Genomic DNA, 21,405 nt, shown 5'->3' with positions numbered 1-21,405 from the left:
TTCTCGTTGTCACCCCCTAGGTGTAGTGTTTCGAGGACCGACAGAACCCAGGTTCACCGGTTCCCAGCAGATTCACGGGATTCGAGGAACTTCCCGGGATCGGCATCGCCAGGTCGACGGACATGGCGGCCGCGCAACGGGAATCTGGGGGCTTGCCGGGCCGCTGAAACATAGCGAAGATGCACAACCCAAATCGTTGCCAGTCCCAACAGGCCAGACTCCCCGACTTCCGCAAAGGAGCGGTACACCCATGACCATCACCGTGTACACCAAGCCCGCATGCGTCCAGTGCAGCGCCACCTACAAGGCGCTGGACAAGCAGGGCATCGACTACGACAAGGTCGACATCAGCCTGGACCCGGAGGCGCGCGACTACGTGATGGCGCTGGGCTACCTGCAGGCGCCCGTCGTGGTGGCCGGCGACGACCACTGGTCCGGTTTTCGGCCCGACCGCATCAAGGCGCTCGCCAAGTCGGCGCTGAGCGCATAGCGGCGCCGAGCGCACAGCGGGGCAGACGATAGCGAAGGAGGCTGTGGTGGAGCCGTGCAACCTGGTCTATTTCTCCAGCGTCTCGGAGAACACCCACCGCTTCGTGCAGAAGCTAGGTCTTCCCGCCACGCGGATACCCCTGCACGGCCGTATCGAGGTCGACGAGCCGTACGTGCTGATACTGCCCACCTACGGGGGCGGCCGGGCTAACCCGGACCTCGATCTGGGCTCCAATGCCGGCGGCTATGTCCCCAAACAGGTCATCGCCTTTTTGAACAACGAACACAACCGGTCGCTGATCCGGGGCGTGATCGCCGCCGGCAACAACAACTTCGGTGCCGAATTCGCCTATGCGGGCAACGTGGTGTCCCGCAAATGCGGTGTTCCGTATCTCTACCGCTTCGAACTGATGGGTACCGCGGACGACGTCGCCGCCGTCCGCGCGGGACTTGCCGATTTCTGGAAGGAACAGACGTGTCACCAACCGTCACTGCAGAGCCTGTAACCACCAGCGCGCACGCGCTGCCGGGGGAAACGGACTACCACGCGCTCAACGCGATGCTGAATCTGTACGACGCGGACGGCAAGATTCAGTTCGACAGGGACGTTCTTGCCGCACGTCAGTTTTTCCTGCAGCACGTCAACCAGAACACGGTCTTCTTCCATAACCAGGACGAGAAGCTCGACTATCTGATCCGCGAGAACTACTACGAGCGTGAGGTGCTCGATCAGTACTCGCGCAACTTCGTCAAGACGCTGCTCGATCGCGCCTATGCAAAGAAGTTCCGGTTCCCGACGTTCTTGGGGGCGTTCAAGTACTACACCTCCTACACGTTGAAGACCTTCGACGGCAAGCGCTACCTGGAACGCTTCGAGGACCGCGTGGTCATGGTGGCGCTGACGCTGGCCTCCGGTGACGCGACGTTGGCCGAGAAGCTCGTCGACGAAATCATCGACGGTCGGTTCCAGCCGGCCACGCCGACCTTTTTGAACTCCGGCAAGAAGCAGCGCGGCGAGCCGGTGAGCTGCTTTCTGCTGCGCATCGAGGACAACATGGAGTCGATCGGACGATCGATCAACTCCGCGTTGCAGCTGTCCAAGCGGGGTGGGGGAGTAGCGCTGCTGCTGACCAACATCCGCGAGCATGGTGCGCCGATCAAAAACATCGAGAATCAGTCGTCGGGCGTCATCCCGATCATGAAGCTGCTCGAGGACTCGTTCTCCTACGCCAATCAGTTGGGGGCGCGTCAGGGTGCCGGCGCGGTGTACCTGCACGCGCACCATCCCGACATCTACCGCTTCCTGGACACCAAGCGCGAGAACGCCGACGAGAAGATCCGGATCAAGACCCTGAGCCTGGGGGTGGTGATCCCGGACATCACCTTCGAGTTGGCCAAGCGCAACGACGACATGTACCTCTTCTCGCCCTACGACGTCGAACGCGTCTACGGTGTGCCGTTCGCCGACATCTCGGTGACCGAGAAGTACTACGAGATGGTCGACGACTCGCGCATCCGCAAGACCAAGATCAAAGCGCGAGAGTTCTTTCAGACGCTGGCCGAGCTGCAGTTCGAGTCCGGCTACCCCTACATCATGTTCGAAGACACGGTGAACCGGGCCAACCCCATTGAGGGCAAGATCACCCACAGCAACCTGTGCTCGGAGATCCTGCAGGTGTCCACGCCGTCGTTGTTCAACGACGACTTGTCGTACGCCAAGGTGGGCAAGGACATTTCCTGCAACCTGGGCTCACTGAACATCGCCAGGACCATGGATTCCCCGGACTTCGCCCAGACCATCGAGGTGGCGATCCGGGCGCTGACGGCGGTCAGCGACCAGACGCACATCACCTCGGTGCCCTCAATCGAGCAGGGGAACAACGACTCCCACGCCATCGGTCTGGGACAGATGAATCTGCACGGCTACCTGGCCCGCGAACACATCTTCTACGGCTCCGAAGAAGGCGTTGACTTCACCAACATCTACTTCTATGCGGTGCTCTACCACGCGCTGCGGGCGTCCAACCGAATCGCGGTCGAACGCGGCACGCGCTTCAAGGGTTTCGACCAATCCAAGTACGCATCGGGGGAGTTCTTCGACAAGTACACCGAACGGGTTTGGGAGCCGAAAACCGAGAAGGTGCGCCAGCTCTTCGCCGACGCGGGCATCCGCATTCCCAACCAGGACGACTGGCAGCGGTTGAAGGAGTCCGTGCAAGCTCACGGCATCTACAACCAGAACCTGCAAGCGGTGCCGCCGACCGGGTCGATTTCCTACATCAACCACTCGACCTCGTCGATCCACCCCATCGTCTCCAAGGTCGAGATCCGCAAAGAAGGCAAGATCGGTCGCGTCTACTACCCGGCGCCCTACATGACCAACGAGAACCTGGACTACTACCAGGATGCCTATGAAATCGGCTACGAGAAGATCATCGACACCTATGCGGCCGCCACTGAGCATGTGGACCAAGGGCTTTCGTTGACGTTGTTCTTCAAGGACACCGCCACCACCCGCGACGTCAACAAGGCGCAGATTTACGCCTGGCGCAAAGGGATCAAAACCCTGTACTACATCAGGCTGCGGCAGATGGCGCTGGAGGGAACCGAGGTCGCCGGCTGCGTGTCCTGCATGCTCTAGGCCCGCAGAAGGTAAGTCGACCGCGGGTTCGAGGCGTCTCGAGCCGCGCGATCCGCCCTGGCGGCATGTCATGTCTGCCCAGGTCAGCAACTGCTACACGGTAAGGTATTTGACGTGCGGAGAATAAGCCGAGCCCACCCCAATGCAGACGCGGGGGTGAAAGTTGACGCACGCAGTGAACGGTGGCGCGAGCACCGCAAGAAGGTCCGCAACGAGATCGTCGAAGCGGCCTTTCGCGCCATCGACCGGTTGGGGCCCGAACTCAGTGTCCGCGAAATCGCTGAGGAAGCCGGCACCGCCAAGCCCAAGATCTACCGGCACTTCACCGACAAGTCCGATCTCTTCGTCGCGATCAGGGAGCGTCTGCGCGACATGTTGTGGACGTCGATCTTCCCGTCGATCAACCTGGCCACCGACTCGGCCCGCGAGGTGATCCGGCGCAGTGTCGAAGAGTACGTCAGCCTGGTCGACAAACATCCCAACGTGCTGCGCGTGTTCATCCAGGGTCGCTTCGCGACCCAATCCGAGGCGACGGTGCGGACCCTCAACGAAGGCCGAGAGATCACGCTGACCTTCGCGGAGATGTTCAACAACGAGCTGCGCGAGATGGAGCTGAACCGTGCGGCCTTCGAACTCGCCGCCTTCGCCGCCTTCGGGTCGGCGGCGTCGGCCACCGAATGGTGGTTGGGGCCGGAACCGGACAGTCCGCGGCGCATGCCGCACGATCAGTTCGTCGCGCATCTGACCACGATCATGATGGGCGTCATCGTGGGCACCGCGGAAGCGCTCGGCATTGCGATGGACCCCGACAAGCCGATTCACGACGCGGTACCTGCGCCGACTGCCGACCGCCGTTGACATCGTTGCGGCTATCGATAACACTCGTGTTATCCGATACCGGGGGTACCGGGTATTCGCGTTCAGGTAGACGCCTATCGTCGTAACTGCGCGTACTCACACAACAGGAAAGACCGCCATGACCGATGTCGTGATCCCCAGCACAGAAACAACAGCATCCGGGGAACCGCAGGCGCCCACACCGCCAGTCAAGACCCGCGCGGTCATCATCGGCACCGGGTTCTCCGGTCTCGGCATGGCCATCGCGCTCCAAAAACAAGGCGTTGACTTCGTCATCTTGGAGAAATCCGATGACGTGGGTGGAACCTGGCGTGACAACAGCTATCCAGGTTGTGCCTGCGATATCCCTTCACACCTGTACTCGTTCTCGTTCGAGCCCAAGCCGGACTGGCGCAACCCGTTCTCCTATCAACCCGAGATCTGGGACTACCTCAAAGGGGTTACCGAGAAATACGGGCTGCGCCGCTACGTCGAGTTCAACTCCCTGGTCGACCGCGCCTATTGGGATGACGAAGAGTGCCGTTGGCATGTGTTCACCAGCGATGGGCGCGAATATGTCGCCCAGTTCCTCATCTCGGGGGCCGGTGCGCTGCACATTCCTTCCTTGCCCGAGATCGAGGGCCGCGAAGAATTCGCGGGACCGGCGTTCCATTCAGCCGAGTGGGACCACAGCGTGGATCTGACCGGCAAGCGGGTGGCGATCATCGGCACCGGCGCCAGCGCGATCCAGATCGTTCCCGAGATCGTCGAGCAGGTCGGCGAACTGCAGCTCTACCAGCGCACCCCGCCGTGGGTGGTACCGCGCTCCAATCCGGAGATTCCGCCGGCGCTGCGCCGGGCCATGGAGAACGTTCCAGGGCTGCGCGCACTGGCGCGCCTGGGGATCTACTGGGCGCAGGAGGCGTTGGCCTTCGGCATGACCAAGCGGCCGAATGTGCTCAAAGTCGGTGAGGCCTATGCCAAGTACAACATCCGCCGCTCGGTGAAGGATCGTGAGCTGCGCCGCAAACTCACCCCGCATTACCGCATCGGCTGTAAGCGAATCCTGAACTCGTCGAGCTACTACCCGGCCGTTGCGAACCCGAAGACGCGCCTGATCACCGACCGCATCGCGCGAATCACCCGCAATGGCATCGTGACCGCCGACGGTGTCGAACATCAGGCCGACGTGATCGTGTACGCCACCGGGTTTCACGTCACCGACTCCTATACCTACGTTCAGATCAAGGGGCAGCACGGCGAGGACCTGGTCGACCGGTGGAACCGGGAGGGCATCGGCGCTCACCGCGGCATCGCCGTCGCCGATGTCCCCAACCTGTTTTTCCTGCTCGGCCCGAACACCGGATTGGGGCACAATTCGGTGGTCTTCATGATCGAATCGCAGATCCACTACGTCGCCGATGCGATCGCCAAGTGCGACAAGCGGGGTGCCCAAGCGCTGGCTCCCACTCGGGCTGCGCAGGATCGTTTCAACGAGGAGCTGCAACGCAGGCTGGCGGGCTCGGTGTGGAACAGCGGCGGATGCAGCAGCTGGTATCTCGATGAGCACGGGCGCAACACCGTGCTCTGGTGTGGCTACACCTGGCAGTACTGGCTGGCCACTCGGTCGGTCAAACCCGAGGAGTATCAATTCTTCAAGGCCGGCGCTAAGAGCTCGGTCAACGGCTGAGTAGTTGGGCGAAGGCCCGTGCGGCCGCGTCCACGCCGGCGTCGTCGTCGGTGGCAACGAGGTCGAGCAACAGGCCACGGATGACCGCCAGCCCGAGTCGTACCAGCGCGGGATCGGCCGACCCCTCGGTGACGGCGTTGGCCTCGGCCAGCCAGCCGTAGACCGCGCGGGGAACCATCTGAGCGAATCGCTTTTCGCCCTGCGCGGCGCGGGAGTAACACTCGAAGAACAGACGCTCGAGCTGGCGCAGCTCGGGCCGACGCACATCGGCCCACATCGCGGTGAAACTTTCCGCCGGGCTGGTCGGCAATTCGGGCAACAGACTCATCTGTCGACGCTCGACCTCTTCGACCACGGCCACCAGTAGATTGTCTCGAGATCCAAAGTGGTGCAGCAGCATTCGATGGCTTGTGCCGACCGCCGCCGCAACGTCGCGCAGCGATCGGTCGCCGACCCCGTGCGTGGCGAAGTCCTCGACCAGAGCGTCCAGTAGCTGTCTGCGCCGCTGTAGGTCAGGCGTGCGCGCCACGGGCACGCCCGAGTTGCTCGGCTCTGCTCTTCAGGCCGCTGGCCTCCATGTCGAGGTAGCGCTTGGTCATGCTGGTCATCAGCCGGCCGACCACGGAGCCGAATGCGCCGCGCTGGTCGATTTGCTGGCGCACCAGCGTCCGGCCGCCGGGCAGGGGGGTGACGTCGTGGCGTGCGTAGGCCAGGGCACCGGGGCCTCGCTGTTCCCATGTCCACGAGACGCCCGGATCGATCTCGGTGACCTTCCAGACGAGTTTGGTCATCCTCGGTTGCTTGATCGCGAACCGTTTGCCCACGGCGAGGCCGGGCCCATCCGGTGCGGCCAGCGAGGTCACCGAGGCGGTCCATTCGGGCCAGCGTTCAACATCGCTGAAAACCGCCCAGACGGTTTCTGGTGGCGCATCGATTTCGACACTGTGTTCGGTAATCATGTACCAAACGGTACATGATTGATCGGCTTCTGGATAGGCCCTGGTAGCGCGGCTGCCCTGGATTCCGGGCCGCTTGGTTGGCGACACGCAAACACAACTTCTTGTGTTGCGCTGCCTTGTCGGCCCCTACGGGTAGTGTTTGTGGCCTAAGCAACGCGCTGGCCAATTCGTCCCAATTTGGCCCAATCGCCCTGGAGGAGTGGAGTTCCGGTGACTGGAAATGCAAAGCTGATCGACCGCGTCTCCGCGATCAACTGGAACCGCGTTGAAGACGATAAAGACGCCGAGGTCTGGGACCGGTTGACCGGCAACTTCTGGCTGCCAGAGAAGGTCCCGGTATCCAACGACATCCCCTCCTGGGGCACGCTGACCGCCGGTGAAAAGCAGCTGACCATGCGGGTGTTCACGGGTCTGACGATGCTGGACACGATTCAGGGCACCGTGGGTGCGGTCAGCTTGATCCCCGACGCGCTGACTCCCCACGAGGAGGCGGTGCTGACCAACATCGCGTTCATGGAGTCGGTGCACGCCAAGAGCTACAGCCAGATTTTCTCCACCCTGTGCTCGACCGCCGAGATTGACGACGCGTTCCGCTGGTCGGAGGAAAACTCCAACCTGCAGCGCAAGGCGGAGATCGTGCTCGAGTACTACCGGGGCGATGACCCGCTCAAGCGCAAGGTGGCCTCCACGCTGCTGGAAAGCTTCCTGTTCTACTCGGGCTTCTACCTGCCGATGTACTGGTCGAGCCGGGCCAAGCTGACCAACACGGCTGACATGATCCGGCTGATCATCCGCGATGAGGCCGTGCACGGCTACTACATCGGCTACAAGTTCCAGCGCGGGCTTGCGGCCGCCGACGAGGCCCGGCGTACCGAGCTCAAGGACTACACCTACGAGCTGCTCTTCGAGCTATATGACAACGAAGTCGAGTACACCCAGGATCTCTACGACGAGGTCGGGCTGACCGAGGATGTCAAGAAGTTCTTGCGCTACAACGCAAACAAGGCGTTGATGAACCTCGGCTACGAGGCCCTGTTCCCGCGCGATGAGACCGACGTGAACCCGGCGATCCTTTCGGCGCTGTCGCCCAATGCCGACGAGAACCACGACTTCTTCTCCGGCTCGGGGTCGAGCTACGTGATCGGCAAGGCCGTGGTCACTCAAGACGAGGACTGGGACTTCTAGGGCGCCACCAGGCGCCATAGTCGGGCCCCGCCATATGCGTGCGGTCCGTGAACGGCCGGTGAATTGTGCGCACGACGGGACCCCGCGGTGGCGCCGGCGAGGCGCCTACCGTGACACTGGTGGGGTGATGAAAACCTTGTCTTCTCACCCCCGGTTCGTCCGCTCAGTGGTTCGTTGGCTGCAGGCGGGCTACCCTGACGGCGTTCCGGGGCCCGATCGGGTGCCCCTGTTGGCGTTGTTGCGCAGCACACCGCTGACCGAGGACCAAATCCGGCAGGTGGTGCGCGATATCACCGCGGAGGGTTCACCCGCGACGGCCGACGGGGTGATCAACCGCGACGAGATTGCGGAATTCATTACCGACGTGACTCACCACGATGCGGGACCGGAAAACATCCAGCGGGTAGCCGGCGTGCTCGCCGCCGCCGGCTGGCCGCTGGCCGGCATCGACCTCAGCGAGACCGAGGATGGCGACGCCGAGACACCCGAAGGGCTTTCGTCACAGGCTTGATGTATCGATGACGAATCGATAGCGCACGTCGCTGGCCAGCACCCGCTCGTAGGCTTCGTTGATGTAATCGGGCTCGATGAGCTCGATTTCGGGCGTGACGCCGTGCTCGGCGCAGAAGTCCAACATCTCCTGGGTCTCGGCGATCCCGCCGATGTTCGATCCGGACAGGCTGCGCCGCATCAGCGCCAGCGCGAATGCCGGCACCTCCATGGGGTGCTCCGGGATGCCCAGCTCCACCAGCGTGCCGTCCACGTCCAGCAAGTTGAGGTACTGGCCCATGTCCAGGTTCGCCGACACGGTGTTCAGGATCAGATCGAAGCTGCCGCGCAGCTTGCGGAAGGTGTCCGGGTCCGATGTTGCGTAGTAGTGGCTGGCGCCCAGCCGCAACCCGTCTTCCATTTTCTTGAGTGACTGCGACAACACGGTCACCTCGGCGCCCATCGCGGTGGCCAGCTTCACGCCCATGTGCCCGAGCCCGCCCAGGCCGATCACCGCAATTCGCTTGCCCGGCCCGGCGTTCCAGTGCCGAAGCGGTGAAAACAGCGTGATGCCCGCGCACAACAGTGGGGCGGCCGCATCCAGCGGCAGTGCGTCGGGGATGCGCAGCACGTAACTCTCGTCGACGATGATCGCCTTGCTGTAGCCGCCCTGCGTCGGTTGGCCGTCTTTGCCGACCGAGTTGTACGTGAAGGTCGCGCCGCGCTTGCAGTATTGCTCGATGCCGCGCTCGCAACAGCTGCACTCGCGGCAGGAGTCCACGAAGCAGCCGACACCGACGTGGTCGCCCACCTTGTGCTTGGTTACCTGCGAACCCACCGCGCTCACCACGCCGGCGATCTCGTGGCCCGGAACCACGGGGTAGTTCGGCTGGCCCCACTCGGCTTTGACGGTGTGGATGTCGGAGTGGCAGATGCCGGCGAACTTGATGTCGATTGCCACATCGTGCGGGCCGGGGTCGCGACGGGTGATTGTGGTCTTGGTCAGCGGTTCGGTGGCCGACAGGGCGGCGTATGCGGAGACGGTGTTCATGGAAGTCCTCTTCGAATCCTCGGGAGCATCGCTTTTTGTAAAGATTAGCTAAGTTAAAGTTCTGGGGCTAGGTGAGGGCGCTCACTCACCAGCCTATGACTCGGCCCGCGGTCCGGTCTGACCGGTCGAGCGTTCAGTTGATCGGTGCGTTCACCCAGCGCAGGTCATCGACAATGCCCCGAGCGGCGACTAAACCCTCACCCGTCTGCCATATCTCGTCGTTGACGATCAGGACCCGGTTGTCGTGGTTGGCGGACAGCTTGCGCCACGGACCGCTGTCCAGCACGGTAGCGGCTCGTTCGGCGGCCGCGGGGGAGGCGCAGGACACGTAGATGATGTCGGCGTCAGCGGCCGAAAAGTCCGGTCCTTTGGCAAATTCGGCGTCGGTGGTGCCCATCTCGAGATAAGGCTTGTCGGTGAACCGCTGCGACGCGGGCCGATCCACCCCGACCGCGGCGAGCACACTGGCCGCAAAGTTGCGGGACCCATAGATCCGCATGCTGTCGCGGGTCAGCTGGACGATCGACGCTTGGAAATGGGTTGCGTCATGTTTGGTCCCCACCTGTCTGGCTCGCTGGGTGAATCCGCTGAGCAGCTCCTCGAGCGCGGCGCTGCGGGCGGTCGCAGCCCCGACGCCGCGCAGATTGTCCTCCCACGCCGCCCCCGGTGCCGCCGTGAACACGGTGGGGGCGATCGCCGCCAACTGCGCATACAAATTCGGTGTCAGCGCTTCTGAGCCCAGGATCAGATCCGGGTGGGCCGCATCGATCGCCTTCAGATCTGGCGCGGTCCGGCTGCCGACCCCCGGCAGGTCGTGCACGGCGGTGCCGAGGTAGGAGGGCTGGCTATTGGAACCGTCCGGGAAGGCGGCACCGACCACCCGGGATTGCAGTCCCAGCGCACACAGCGCGTCGAGCTGGTCGCCGGAGAGCACCACGATGCGCTGCGGTTCGGCGGAGATCTGGGCGACATCCGGGGTGACGCCCGCGGCGTTGTGCGCCGGGCGGGTTGCCGGCCCCGGGTCGGGTGCGGCCGCCTCGCGCGCGCACGACTCATCGGCCTTGCGGTCGTTGCCCAGCACCCCGGCGCCCGCGATCTGGGTGGTAGGAGTGGCCACCGAACGCGACGCTTTGGTGGCGGGTTGGTTTGACCCGCAACCGGAGCACACCACGATTGCGACACTCAGAGATACCGCGACCAGACCCAGTCGCATCCGGCCGAATTGCACGCGTTCGACGTTAACATCTGCCCAGGTGCGGGCGATCCGCCCGAGCTCGATGGGCGCCGCCGGAACCCAATTACGACAGTTTGTAGGACCAGGCCTGCCGGCCGGCTGATAGCGGGCTAAGATTCGTACCAGTGTTGGGTAAAGCGACCCTGTCCGCGCTGGATGTTTGGAGGAGCTGTTGACAGCCGAAGCGCCCCCTTTGGGAGAACTCGAGGCCATTCGTCCGTATCCGGCCCGCACCGGTCCCAAAGGGAATCTGGTCTACAAGCTGCTGACGACGACCGATCACAAGCTGATCGGCATCATGTACGTCGTCACCTGCTTCATCTTTTTCCTGATCGGCGGGTTGCTGGCGCTGCTGATGCGTACGGAGCTGGCCACGCCGGGCCTGCAGTTCTTGTCGAATGAGCAGTTCAACCAGCTGTTCACCATGCACGGCACGGTCATGCTGCTGTTCTATGCGACCCCGATCGTGTTCGGCTTCGCGAACCTGGTGCTTCCGCTGCAGATCGGGGCGCCCGACGTCGCGTTCCCGCGGCTGAACGCCTTTTCGTTCTGGCTGTTCCTGTTCGGCGCCACGCTGGGTATGGCCGGCTTCATCACGCCCGGTGGCGCCGCCGACTTCGGCTGGACCGCCTACACCCCGTTGACCGACGCCATCCACTCACCCGGCGTCGGCGGTGACCTGTGGATCATGGGCATCGCGGTCGGTGGTCTGGGCACCATCCTGGGCGCGGTCAACATGATCACGACCGTCGTGTGCATGCGTGCACCCGGCATGACGATGTTCCGGATGCCGATCTTCACCTGGAACATCCTGGTGACATCGATCCTGGTGCTGATCGCGTTCCCGTTGCTGACCGCGGCGCTGTTCGGGCTGGCCGCCGATCGCCACCTGGGCGCCCACATCTACGACCCGGCCAACGGCGGGGTGCTGTTGTGGCAACACCTCTTCTGGTTCTTCGGTCACCCCGAGGTGTACATCCTCGCGCTGCCGTTCTTCGGGGTGGTCTCCGAGATCTTCCCGGTGTTCTCGCGCAAGCCGATCTTCGGCTACACCACGCTGGTCTACGCGACCTTGTCGATCGCGGCCCTGTCCGTTGCCGTGTGGGCGCACCACATGTTCGCCACCGGTGCGGTGCTGCTGCCGTTCTTCTCCTTCATGACCTTCCTCATCGCGGTACCGACCGGGATCAAGTTCTTCAACTGGGTCGGCACCATGTGGAAGGGGCAGTTGACCTTTGAGACGCCGATGCTGTTCTCGGTGGGCTTTGCGGTCACGTTCCTGCTGGGCGGTCTGAGTGGGGTGCTGCTGGCCAGCCCGCCGCTGGACTTCCACGTGACCGACAGCTATTTCGTGGTCGCGCACTTCCACTACGTGCTGTTCGGCACCATCGTGTTCTCCACCTTCGCCGGGATCTACTTCTGGTTCCCCAAGATGACCGGTCGACTGCTGGACGAGCGGCTGGGCAAGCTGCACTTCTGGTTGACGTTCATCGGGTTCCACACCACGTTCCTGGTGCAGCACTGGCTCGGCGACGAGGGCATGCCTCGCCGGTACGCCGACTACCTGCCCACCGACGGCTTCCAGGGCCTGAACATCGTCTCGACCATCGGGGCGTTCATCCTGGGCGTGGCGATGATCCCGTTCGTGTGGAACGTGTTCAAGAGCTGGCGCTACGGCGAGGTGGTGACCGTCGACGACCCGTGGGGCTACGGCAACTCGCTGGAGTGGGCGACCAGCTGCCCGCCGCCGCGGCACAACTTCACCGAGCTGCCCCGCATCCGTTCGGAGCGCCCGGCGTTCGAGCTGCACTACCCGCACATGGTGGAGCGTCTTCGGGCCGAGGCCCACGTGGGTCGTCACCACGACGAGTTGGCCAAGGCAACGTCGAGCTGATGGAAACGCACCGCCTGGGCCGGTGCTCGGCGTGGCTGGGTGGTAATCGCGAGTGAGCGTGCCCGCCAAAGTGTCGGTGTTGATCACTGTCACCGGCATCGACCAGCCGGGTGTGACCTCCGCGCTCTTCGAGGTGCTCTCCAAGCATGGCGTGGAGCTCCTCAACGTCGAACAGGTCGTCATCCGGCGCCGGCTCACGCTGGGAGTGCTGGTGTCCTGCGCACCGGAAGTCGCCGACGGCGCCGCGCTGCGCGAGGACGTCGAAGCCGCGATCCATGAGGTGGGCCTGGACGTAACGGTGGAGCGCAGCGACGACCTACCGGTCATCCGGGAACCGTCGACGCACACCATCTTCGTGCTGGGCCGCCCGGTGACCGCCGGGGCATTCGGTGCGGTGGCCAAAGAGGTGGCGGCGCTGGGCGTCAACATCGACTTCATCCGCGGCATCTCCGACTATCCGGTCACCGGCCTGGAGCTGCGGGTCTCGGTGCCGCCCGGCACCTATCGACCCTTGCAGACGGCCCTGACCAAGGTCGCCGTCGACGAGCGGGTCGATGTCGCCGTCGAAGACTACGGGCTGGCCTGGCGGACCAAGCGACTGATCGTGTTCGATGTCGATTCGACACTGGTTCAGGGTGAGGTCATCGAGATGCTCGCGGCCCGGGCCGGTGCCGAGGGCACCGTGGCGGCGATCACCGAGGCCGCCATGCGCGGGGAACTGGACTTCGCGCAGTCGCTGCAACAGCGGGTGGCCACCCTGGAGGGCCTGCCGGCCACCGTCATCGACGATGTCGCCGCACAACTGCAACTGATGCCCGGCGCACGCACCACGCTGCGCACCTTGCAGCGGTTGGGGTTTCGCTGCGGCGTGGTCTCCGGTGGCTTCCGCCGGATCATCGAGCCACTGGCGCAAGAGCTGAACCTGGACTTCGTCGCCGCCAACGAGCTGGAGATCATCGACGGCACACTGACCGGCCGGGTCGTCGGCTCCATCGTCGATCGGCCGGGTAAGGCCGCGGCGTTGCGAGAATTCGCGGGGCGCTTCGGCGTTCCGATGGAACAGACCGTCGCGGTGGGCGACGGCGCCAATGACATCGACATGCTGGCCGCCGCCGGCCTGGGCGTCGCGTTCAACGCCAAGCCGGCCTTGCGCGCCGTGGCCGACGCGTCGTTGAGCCATCCATACCTGGATACCGTGCTATTTCTGCTGGGGGTGACTCGCGGCGAGATTGAAGCCGCCGACAACGTCGACGGCGTGATGCGCCGCGTCGAGATCCCCGAGGACTAAGCCGCCGCGCGCAATCGCGCTGAGCAGACGCAGACTCGCAGCAAAATCACCGATTTTGTGCGAGTCTGCGTCTGCTCGCGGGTGGGGGAGCGGGTAGCGCGCGAGTCTGTCGAACGCCTGATAAAGTTTTCAACTGATAAATTCACAGAATCTGAAATTGTGGAATTTTAAGCGAGGTCGGGTGACGGAGCCGCTCTACAAGCTCAAGGCCGAGTTCTTCAAGACGCTGGGGCATCCGGCCCGGGTCAGGATTCTCGAACTGCTCTCCGAGCGGGACCATACGGTGGCCGAGCTGTTGCCGGAGGTGGGCCTGGAGTCGTCCAATCTGTCTCAGCAGCTCGGCGTCCTGCGCCGGGCTGGAGTGGTGAGCGCGACCAAGGATGGCAACACGGTCATCTACTCGATCACTTCGCCATTGATCGCCGAACTGATGGCCGTGGCGCGCCGGGTGTTGACCGGGATGCTCAGCGGTCAGGTCGCCATGCTCGAGGATCTGCGGGCCGGCGTTCCGGGCGCGGACAACTAGCGGGGCGGCGGGCAATGGGTTGGATCGCCAGAATCATGCGGCTGGGCCGGGTGGCCGAGAAGCTGGGGGACGAATCCACCCCGGCGGTGGCGGCGCCGGCCGGGTTGCGGGGGTCCCTGCAGGTGCGCCACGTCGATGCCGGGTCCTGCAATGGCTGCGAGGTGGAGATCTCCGGAGCGTTCGGGCCGGTCTATGACGCCGAGCGGGTTGGGGCGCGGCTGGTGGCCTCGCCGCGGCACGCGGATGCGCTGCTGGTCACCGGGGTGGTGACCAGGAACATGGCGCAACCTTTGAAGAACATCTTGGCGGCCACACCCCAACCGCGGGTGGTGATCGCGTGCGGCGACTGCGCCCTCAACCGTGGGGTGTTTGCCGACGCCTATGGGGTGGTGGGTGCGGTCAGCGAGGTCGTCCCCGTCGATGTCGAAGTCCCGGGCTGTCCACCCACGCCCGACCAGGTGGTTGCCGCGCTGCGATCGGTGACCGGCCGGTGACGGCGACACTGTCGGACGCACCGCCCGAGCATCAGGTTGCGCTGTCGGGCAACGGCTTCGGGGCGGTGCTGAGCGGCGCGACCACGGCGGGCATCGGCGCGTGCGGTACCGCCCTGGGGCTCACCGCGGTCTTCGGCGTGGTGCGGCAGGTTCACATTGCCTGGCTGGTGCCGCTGATCGGCGTCGATTTCGATATCGGGCGCCTCGGTGGGTTCTTCATTGCCCTCACGGGTGCGGTGGCCGTGGTCGCCGGCATTCACAGCATCGGGTATGCGCGCCGTGAGCACCTCGGTGCGGTCGCGCTGACCATGCTGCCGGTGTTTGTCACCGCGATGCTGCTGGTGCCCGCGGCCGGATCGGTGAGCACGTTCCTGCTGGCGTGGGAGCTGATGGCGATTTCCTCGCTGGTGCTGGTTGCGACGGATCATCGCCGCGCGCAGGTTCGTTCGGCGGCGGGCTACTACGCGGTGATGACCCAGCTGGGCTTCGCGACACTGCTGCTCGGACTGATGGTGCTGGCCGCCGCGGCCGGTACCGATCGCTTCGCCGACATGGCGGTGCCGTCGGAGGGGGTACGCACCTTCGTTTTCGTTGCGACATTGCTCGGATTCGGATCGAAGGCGGGCTTGCTGCCGTTGCATGCATGGTTGCCGCGGGCACACCCGGAGTCGCCCAGTCCGGTGTCGGCGTTGATGAGTGCCGCCATGGTCAACCTCGGCATCTATGGTCTGGTGCGGATTGATCTGCAGTTGCTCGGGCCGGGGCCCAAGTGGTGGGGCGTGACACTGCTTGTGATCGGCGCTTTTTCGGCCATGTACGGGGTGCTGCAGGCGTCGGTGGCCACCGATCTCAAGCGTCTGCTCGGGCATTCGACGATTGAAAACATGGGCCTGGTGACCCTCGGGCTGGGGGCGGCCACGCTGTTGTCGGCGGCCGGTGCCGGCCCGGCGGCCGTCATCGCGATGACCGCGGCCCTGCTACACCTGATCGCCCATGCGGCGTTCAAGAGTCTCGGATTCCTGGCCGCCGGTTCGGTTCTGGTGGCGACGCAACAGCGCGACCTGGACATGCTGGGCGGCCTTGCGCATCGGATGCGCTGCACCACCACATTCTTCGGTATCGCCGCACTCGGCGCTTCCGGATTGCCGCTCGGCGCCGGCTTCGTCAGCGAATGGCTGCTGGTGCAGTCGCTGATTCACGCCCGGCCCGAACACAACACCATCGTGGGCTTGGCCACCCCACTGGGAGTCGGTGCCGTCGCACTGACGACGGGGCTGGGGGTGGCCGCCATGGTGAAGGCATTCGGTACCGGGTTTCTGGCGCGACCCCGCTCGGGGTCGGCCGAGCGGGCGCGGGAAGCCCCGGCCACCATGCTCGTGGGCATGGCGGTCGCCGCCCTCGGGTGTGTGGTCATCGCGATCGCGCCGGCGGTCGTCACGGGACCGCTGCAATCGGTGCTGGACACCCTGCCCGCATCCAGGAATGCCGATCTGACCGACCTGGGCACGGTGTTGCGACTACCGGGGATGGACGGCTCGATCGCACCGGCACTGCTGGCCGCGGCCCTGCTGGTGGTGCTGGTGCTGGCTCGCTGGGGGTCACGTCACCGCCCGGAGCCGGTGACCTCGCCGCTATGGGCATGCGGCGCAGACGAACTCACCGCCCGGATGGAATGCACGCCGACCTCCTTTGCGCAACCGCTGCAACGCGTCTTCGACGACGTGCTGCGGCCCGATACCGACATCGAGGTGACTCACCTGGAAGCAACCCGCTATCACGTCGAGCAGATCGCCTATCGCGCCCATCTCAGCGATGCCATCGAAGACCGCGTCTACGCCCCGGTGTTGCGGGCACTGGCGTGGTGCGCGCAGGTGATCCGTCGCGCGCACAACGGAAGCGTGCACATCTACCTGGGCTACGGCGCCCTGGGCGTGCTCATAGTGCTGGTGGTGGCGCGATGAACCTGATGTCGGCGATGGCCGGGGCGGCGCAGATCGGCGCCGTCATTCTCGGTGCCCCGTTGGTGATCGGGCTGATGCGACAGATCCGGGCGCGATCCGAAGGGCGCTGTGGCGCGGGAATTCTGCAGCCCTGGCGCGATCTGCGCAAGCAGTTGCGCAAGCAGCAGGTCACCCCGGAGGGGACCACGGCGGTGTTTGCCGTGGCACCGGCCGTGGTGGCGGCAACCACCCTGCTGATCGCGGCGATCGCACCGCTGGTCGCCACCGGCTCACCGCTGGACCCGGTGGGCGACTTGTTTGTGGTGGTGGGCCTGCTGTTCTTGGGTACCGTCGCGTTGACCCTGGCCGGAATCGACACCGGGACTTCCTTCGGCGGCATGGGCGCCAGCCGTGAGATCACCATCGCCGCCTTGGTTGAACCCACCATCCTGTTAGCGGTCTTCGCGCTGTCCATTCCCGCGAAATCGGCCAATCTTGGCGCCATCGTCGCCTTTAGCCTCGAGAACCCGGCCGAAGTGGTGTCACTGGCCGGAATACTGGCCTTCGTAGCCTTGGTGATCGTCGTCATCGCGGAGACCGGCCGGCTCCCGGTCGACAACCCCGCCACCCACCTGGAGCTGACCATGGTGCACGAGGCGATGGTGCTGGAATACGCGGGACCACGGCTGGGCGTCATCGAGTGGGCCAGCGGCATGCGGCTCACCGTGCTACTGGCACTGCTGGCGAATCTCTTTGTGCCGTGGGGGATCGCGGGTGCGGACCCCAGCCTGATCGGGATTGCGGTCGGCATCGCGGCGATCAGTATCAAGGTCGCGATTGCCGCCGGTGTGCTGGCTACCGTGGAGGTGTTCATCGCCAAGCTGCGATTGTTCCGGGTGCCCGAATTGCTGGCGGGCTCGTTCCTGCTGGCGCTGCTGGCGGTCACGTCAGCCAATTTCTTTACGGCCCAGGTGTGATGCGATGACCGATCTCAACTACGCCGGTGTGCTTGACCTCGCCCCAGCAGGGCTGGTCCTGACCGCAGTGCTGATCGTGTGGCGGCGCGACCTGCGCTCGATCGTGTGGCTGCTGGCGGCGCAGGGTCTTGCGCTGGCCGCGATCCCGATGATTCTTGGTGTGCACTCCCATGACTGGGAGCTCGTTGGCATCGGTCTGGCCCTTTTCGCGCTGCGCGCAGTGGTCCTGCCGTGGCTGCTGGCCCGTGCGCTGGGAGCCGAGAAACATGAGCAACGGGAGGCGACCCCGCTGGTCAACACCACCGCGTCACTACTGATTGCGGCGGTGCTGACGGTGGTCGCGTTGGCGGTCACCCGCCCCATCGTGGACCTGGACTCCAGCGCGGCGGTCAGTGCCGTACCGGGAGGTCTGGCGGTGGTGCTGATCGCGCTGTTCGTGATGGTGACCCGGCGCCACGCCATCTCACAGGCCGCGGGATTTCTCATGTTGGACAACGGGATCGCGGCCACGGCGTTTCTGCTCACGGCTGGGGTGCCGCTGATTGTCGAAATGGGTGCTTCGCTGGACGTGCTTTTCGCGCTGATCGTGCTGGGTGTGCTCACCGGACGACTGCGGCGGACGTTCGGCGGCACCGACCTGGACCGGCTACAGGAACTGCGGGACTGATGACTGCTTTGATTCTGGTGCCGATCGTGGCGCCACTGGTGGCGGCAGCCTTCGCACTGGCCGGCGGCTGGCGGCGCGCAACCGCGGTCCTCACCGTGCTGTCGGCGGTCGCTGTGCTCGGATCGGGCATTGCGCTTGGTCTTCAGGCAACGCCGCAACCACACCTGGTGCTGGGCGGCTTGCTGCGCGTCGACGCGTTGTCGGTGATCATGCTGATCGTCATCGGGGCCGTCGGCACCTTGGCGACCTGGGCGAGCATCGGCTACATCGATGCCGAACTCGAACACGGCCACACCGATCGCCGCGATGCCCGGCTGTACGGGGCGCTGATGCCGGCGTTCTTGGCGGCAATGGCGATCGCGCTGTCCGCCAACAACATCGGGTTGATCTGGGTCGCGGTGGAAGCCACCACGGTTGTCACCGCGTTTCTGATCGGACACCGTAGGACTCGCACCGCGCTGGAAGCCACCTGGAAGTACGTGGTGATCTGCTCGGTCGGCATCGCGGTGGCATTTCTGGGCACGGTGCTGTTGTACTTCGCGGCGCAACACGCCGGCGCCGACGGTGCCAACGCGCTCAACCTCGATGTCCTGACGGCCTGTGCGGCACACCTCAACCCGGCCGTCACGCGGCTCGCCGGTGGTCTGCTGCTGATCGGGTACGGCGCTAAAGTCGGCCTGGCGCCCTTTCACGGTTGGCTGGCCGACGCGCACAGCCAGGCCCCGGCACCGGTCTCGGCATTGATGAGCGGGGTGTTGCTTTCGGTGGCCTTCTCGGTGCTGATCCGCCTACGGCCGGTCATTGATGCCGCGGTGGGGCCGGGTTACCTGCGCGCCGGGCTATTGACGGTTGGGCTCACCACGGTGCTCATCGCGGCCTTCCTGCTCACCGTCGTCACCGATCTCAAGCGGATGCTGGCCTACTCCTCGATGGAGAACATGGGCCTGATCGCGATTGCGGCCGCGGCGGGAACCAAGCTGGCGATCGCGGCCCTGCTGTTGCATGTGCTTACGCACGGCATCGGCAAGACGGTGTTGTTCCTGGCCGGTGGGCAGCTGCAGTCCGCGCATGACTCGGCGAGCATCGCCGACATCACCGCGGTGTTGTCGCGGTCGCGGGTGGTCGGCGTCTCGTTTGCCGTTGGTGTCGTTGTGCTGCTCGGGTTGCCGCCGTTTGCAATGTTTGCCAGCGAGGTGTCGATCGCCCGGTCGCTGGCCAACTCCGGGCTGGCCTGGGTACTCGGTGTGACATTGCTGTTGATGGTGGTGGCTTTCGCTGCGCTGGTGGCGAATTCGCGGCGGATGCTGCTCGGCGCCGCCAGCGAGGGTGCTCCGCGGATCGCGGTGCCCGCGACGGTGGCGGCGGCCCTGGTGACCGGCGTCGTGGCCTGCATCGCGTTGGGGGTCACCGCGGGACCGCTGGGCGGGCTTTTCGATGCGGCCGCGGGTCAGTTCGGAGCGAACTGATGGCACACAAGACGGTCAGCCGCACGGTTTCGGATGCCGAATTCGCCGAATCGGTGGCGGAACTACTGGCCGAGGGCTACCGGCTTGCGTTGGTCGTGGCGCACGACGATGGCGACGCACTGCGGGTGGTCTACCTGCTGGTGGCGGGACAGCCGGATCGGCGAGTCGAGCTGACGCTGCGCACCGGCGCGGCGAATCCGTCGGTGCCGTCGCTGGCGGAGTTGTCCATCCCGGCGGGCCGCTTCGAGCGGGAAATGATGGACCTGTACGGGATTTCGCCAGTGGGGCATCCGCAGCCACGACGGCTGGTGCGCCACGCGCATTGGCCGCAGGATTGGCATCCGATGCGCCGCGACGCCGGTGACCCGCCGCCCTTCGATGCGGTGGGACGCTTTCCATTCGTGACCGTTGAGGGCCCGGGGGTCTACGAGATCCCGGTCGGGCCGGTCCATGCCGGCCTGATCGAGCCCGGGCACTTCCGGTTCTCGGTGATCGGTGAATCGATACTGCGGCTCAAGGCGCGACTATGGTTCGTACACCGGGGCGTCGAGAAGCTCTTCGAGGGGCGAAATGCGCTGGGCGCCAGGGAGGCTGTGGAACTCGCCGAACGAATCAGCGGAGACAGTTCGGCGGCGCATTCGCTGGCGCACTGCCTGGCCGTCGAGGACGCGCTGGGATTGGATGTGCCCGAACCGGTGCACCGGCTGCGCGCCCTGCTGGTGGAATTGGAGCGGCTTTACAACCACGTGACCGATCTGGGTGCGCTGGCCAACGATGTGGGTTTTGCCCTGGCCAACGCCCATGCGCAGGGCATCCGCGAGCGGGTGTTGCGGATCAACCGGCGGGTCACCGGACATCGCCTGCTGAGGGCCGCGATGGCGCCTGGAGGCGTTGTGCTGCAGGAGCTTCCGGATCCGGCGGAGCTGCACGCGGTGGCCGCAGAGGTTGCCGAGATCAGCGAGCTGACGCTGCGAAATTCGGTCGTCTACGACCGGTTCGCCGAGACCGCGGTGCTGCACAGCGAGGATGCGCGCGCGCTCGGGTGCCTCGGCTACGTTGCGCGCGCCAGCGGCATCGCTACCGATGCCCGGCTGGATCACCCGACGGCCGAGCTGCCGGTCACCGCGGTTGCGGCCGGCGGAGGTGACGTCCTGGCTCGCTACACGATTCGGCGCGACGAGTTCGCCGCATCGGTCGCGTTGGCCTGCCACCTGGTCGAGAACCACCACGGTCGAACCCGGTTCGCGCCGCCGCCGGCGGCCAACGGCGCGCGGTCGGCGCTGACATCGGGCGTGGGGATCGTCGAAGGCTGGCGCGGCGCGGTGCTGCATCGGGTCGAAGTCGACGGCGCGGGCCGCATCACCCGATGCAAGATCGTCGATCCCTCGTGGTTCAACTGGCCCGCGTTGCCGGTCGCCATGGCCGACACCATCGTCCCGGACTTTCCCTTGGCGAATAAGAGCTTCAATTTGTCCTATGCCGGCAATGACCTCTAGTGCGGTGTAGGCCCCTCGCGGGGCCCGGCCCGGCGAACCCGGGCGGGGCGAGACGACCCGGCAACGGTTGCGGTGGCGCGGT

20 protein-coding genes are annotated in these 21,405 nt (G+C 65.1%); 16 read left to right on the top strand and 4 right to left on the bottom strand.

What is annotated here, in order from left to right; all coding sequences use genetic code 11:
* Window positions 1-250 precede the first annotated feature (250 nt).
* The 5 genes from MPSD_RS20780 (at window position 251) to MPSD_RS20760 (ending at window position 5,657) form a co-directional block, all read left to right on the top strand.
* On the top strand, window positions 251-490 hold the full coding sequence (locus MPSD_RS20780; RefSeq protein WP_012393468.1) for a redoxin NrdH: 240 nt from the start codon (window positions 251-253) through the stop codon (window positions 488-490).
* 46 nt (window positions 491-536) lie between these two features.
* The gene (nrdI, locus tag MPSD_RS20775; protein ID WP_020724596.1) at window positions 537-995 is read left to right on the top strand and encodes a class Ib ribonucleoside-diphosphate reductase assembly flavoprotein NrdI; all 459 of its coding nucleotides are present in this window, start codon (window positions 537-539) and stop codon (window positions 993-995) included.
* A complete protein-coding gene (gene nrdE / locus MPSD_RS20770) occupies window positions 965-3,130 on the top strand; it encodes a class 1b ribonucleoside-diphosphate reductase subunit alpha (RefSeq protein WP_012393470.1) in 2,166 nt (721 codons plus the stop codon). Before nrdI ends, nrdE begins: the two co-directional genes overlap by 31 nt.
* Window positions 3,131-3,244: 114 nt before the next feature.
* A complete protein-coding gene (locus tag MPSD_RS20765; protein ID WP_015355078.1) occupies window positions 3,245-3,988 on the top strand; it encodes a TetR/AcrR family transcriptional regulator in 744 nt (247 codons plus the stop codon).
* A 118-nt stretch (window positions 3,989-4,106) separates the two neighbouring features.
* Window positions 4,107-5,657 (top strand): flavin-containing monooxygenase, encoded by a 1,551-nt coding sequence (locus tag MPSD_RS20760; RefSeq protein WP_012393472.1) that lies wholly within the window; start codon window positions 4,107-4,109, stop codon window positions 5,655-5,657.
* On the opposite strand, the gene MPSD_RS20755 is transcribed toward MPSD_RS20760, so the two are convergent.
* A complete protein-coding gene (locus tag MPSD_RS20755; RefSeq protein ID WP_020786461.1) occupies window positions 5,647-6,186 on the bottom strand; it encodes a TetR/AcrR family transcriptional regulator in 540 nt (179 codons plus the stop codon). The genes MPSD_RS20760 and MPSD_RS20755 overlap by 11 nt on opposite strands.
* On the bottom strand, window positions 6,170-6,616 hold the full coding sequence (locus MPSD_RS20750) for an SRPBCC family protein (protein ID WP_036426393.1): 447 nt from the start codon (window positions 6,614-6,616) through the stop codon (window positions 6,170-6,172). Before MPSD_RS20750 ends, MPSD_RS20755 begins: the two co-directional genes overlap by 17 nt.
* A gap of 210 nt (window positions 6,617-6,826) precedes the next feature.
* On the opposite strand from MPSD_RS20750, the gene nrdF reads away from it, so the two are divergent.
* On the top strand, window positions 6,827-7,801 hold the full coding sequence (gene nrdF / locus MPSD_RS20745; protein ID WP_020786463.1) for a class 1b ribonucleoside-diphosphate reductase subunit beta: 975 nt from the start codon (window positions 6,827-6,829) through the stop codon (window positions 7,799-7,801).
* 127 nt (window positions 7,802-7,928) lie between these two features.
* Entirely contained in the window at window positions 7,929-8,312 is a 384-nt protein-coding gene (locus tag MPSD_RS20740; RefSeq protein WP_036449685.1) for a DUF3349 domain-containing protein, read from the top strand.
* Here the strand turns inward: MPSD_RS20740 and MPSD_RS20735 are convergent.
* Window positions 8,301-9,341: an NAD(P)-dependent alcohol dehydrogenase gene (locus MPSD_RS20735; protein ID WP_086085173.1), complete on the bottom strand. Its 1,041-nt coding sequence runs from the start codon at window positions 9,339-9,341 to the stop codon at window positions 8,301-8,303. The two genes, MPSD_RS20740 and MPSD_RS20735, sit on opposite strands and share 12 nt — an antisense overlap.
* A 133-nt stretch (window positions 9,342-9,474) precedes the next feature.
* Window positions 9,475-10,554 (bottom strand): iron-siderophore ABC transporter substrate-binding protein, encoded by a 1,080-nt coding sequence (locus MPSD_RS20730; RefSeq protein ID WP_086085174.1) that lies wholly within the window; start codon window positions 10,552-10,554, stop codon window positions 9,475-9,477.
* A gap of 193 nt (window positions 10,555-10,747) precedes the next feature.
* Here MPSD_RS20730 and ctaD point away from each other — a divergent pair, with 193 nt between their 5' ends.
* The 9 genes from ctaD to MPSD_RS20685 all read left to right on the top strand — a co-directional run bounded on the left by ctaD (window position 10,748) and on the right by MPSD_RS20685 (window position 21,323).
* Window positions 10,748-12,469: an aa3-type cytochrome oxidase subunit I gene (ctaD, locus tag MPSD_RS20725; RefSeq protein ID WP_012393478.1), complete on the top strand. Its 1,722-nt coding sequence runs from the start codon at window positions 10,748-10,750 to the stop codon at window positions 12,467-12,469.
* Window positions 12,470-12,527: 58 nt separating this feature from the next.
* The gene (serB, locus tag MPSD_RS20720) at window positions 12,528-13,757 is read left to right on the top strand and encodes a phosphoserine phosphatase SerB (RefSeq protein WP_015355083.1); all 1,230 of its coding nucleotides are present in this window, start codon (window positions 12,528-12,530) and stop codon (window positions 13,755-13,757) included.
* Window positions 13,758-13,938: 181 nt separating this feature from the next.
* Window positions 13,939-14,283, top strand: coding sequence for an ArsR/SmtB family transcription factor (locus tag MPSD_RS20715; RefSeq protein WP_012393480.1), 345 nt, complete (start codon window positions 13,939-13,941; stop codon window positions 14,281-14,283).
* A 14-nt stretch (window positions 14,284-14,297) separates the two neighbouring features.
* Complete coding sequence (locus MPSD_RS20710) at window positions 14,298-14,777, top strand: NADH-quinone oxidoreductase subunit B family protein (protein ID WP_020786467.1); 480 nt, start codon at window positions 14,298-14,300, stop codon at window positions 14,775-14,777.
* Entirely contained in the window at window positions 14,774-16,738 is a 1,965-nt protein-coding gene (locus tag MPSD_RS20705) for a proton-conducting transporter transmembrane domain-containing protein (RefSeq protein WP_020786468.1), read from the top strand. Before MPSD_RS20710 ends, MPSD_RS20705 begins: the two co-directional genes overlap by 4 nt.
* A 5-nt stretch (window positions 16,739-16,743) precedes the next feature.
* Window positions 16,744-17,694: a respiratory chain complex I subunit 1 family protein gene (locus MPSD_RS20700; RefSeq protein WP_085979883.1), complete on the top strand. Its 951-nt coding sequence runs from the start codon at window positions 16,744-16,746 to the stop codon at window positions 17,692-17,694.
* A gap of 4 nt (window positions 17,695-17,698) precedes the next feature.
* Entirely contained in the window at window positions 17,699-18,361 is a 663-nt protein-coding gene (locus MPSD_RS20695; protein WP_015355087.1) for a hydrogenase HycP_1, read from the top strand.
* Complete coding sequence (locus tag MPSD_RS20690) at window positions 18,361-19,827, top strand: proton-conducting transporter transmembrane domain-containing protein (RefSeq protein WP_086085172.1); 1,467 nt, start codon at window positions 18,361-18,363, stop codon at window positions 19,825-19,827. The genes MPSD_RS20695 and MPSD_RS20690 overlap by 1 nt, the downstream gene beginning before the upstream one ends.
* Window positions 19,827-21,323 carry a hydrogenase large subunit gene (locus MPSD_RS20685; RefSeq protein WP_020786471.1) on the top strand — a complete coding sequence of 499 codons (1,497 nt, stop codon included), beginning with the start codon at window positions 19,827-19,829 and terminating at the stop codon, window positions 21,321-21,323. The genes MPSD_RS20690 and MPSD_RS20685 overlap by 1 nt, the downstream gene beginning before the upstream one ends.
* The last annotated feature ends 82 nt before the right edge of the window (window positions 21,324-21,405 follow it).

Source organism: Mycobacterium pseudoshottsii JCM 15466, assembly GCF_003584745.1.
Classification (GTDB): Bacteria; Actinomycetota; Actinomycetes; order Mycobacteriales; family Mycobacteriaceae; genus Mycobacterium; species Mycobacterium marinum.
The sequence above is the reverse complement of the archived record's forward strand: the minus strand, read 5'-3'. Positions and strand labels throughout refer to the sequence as shown.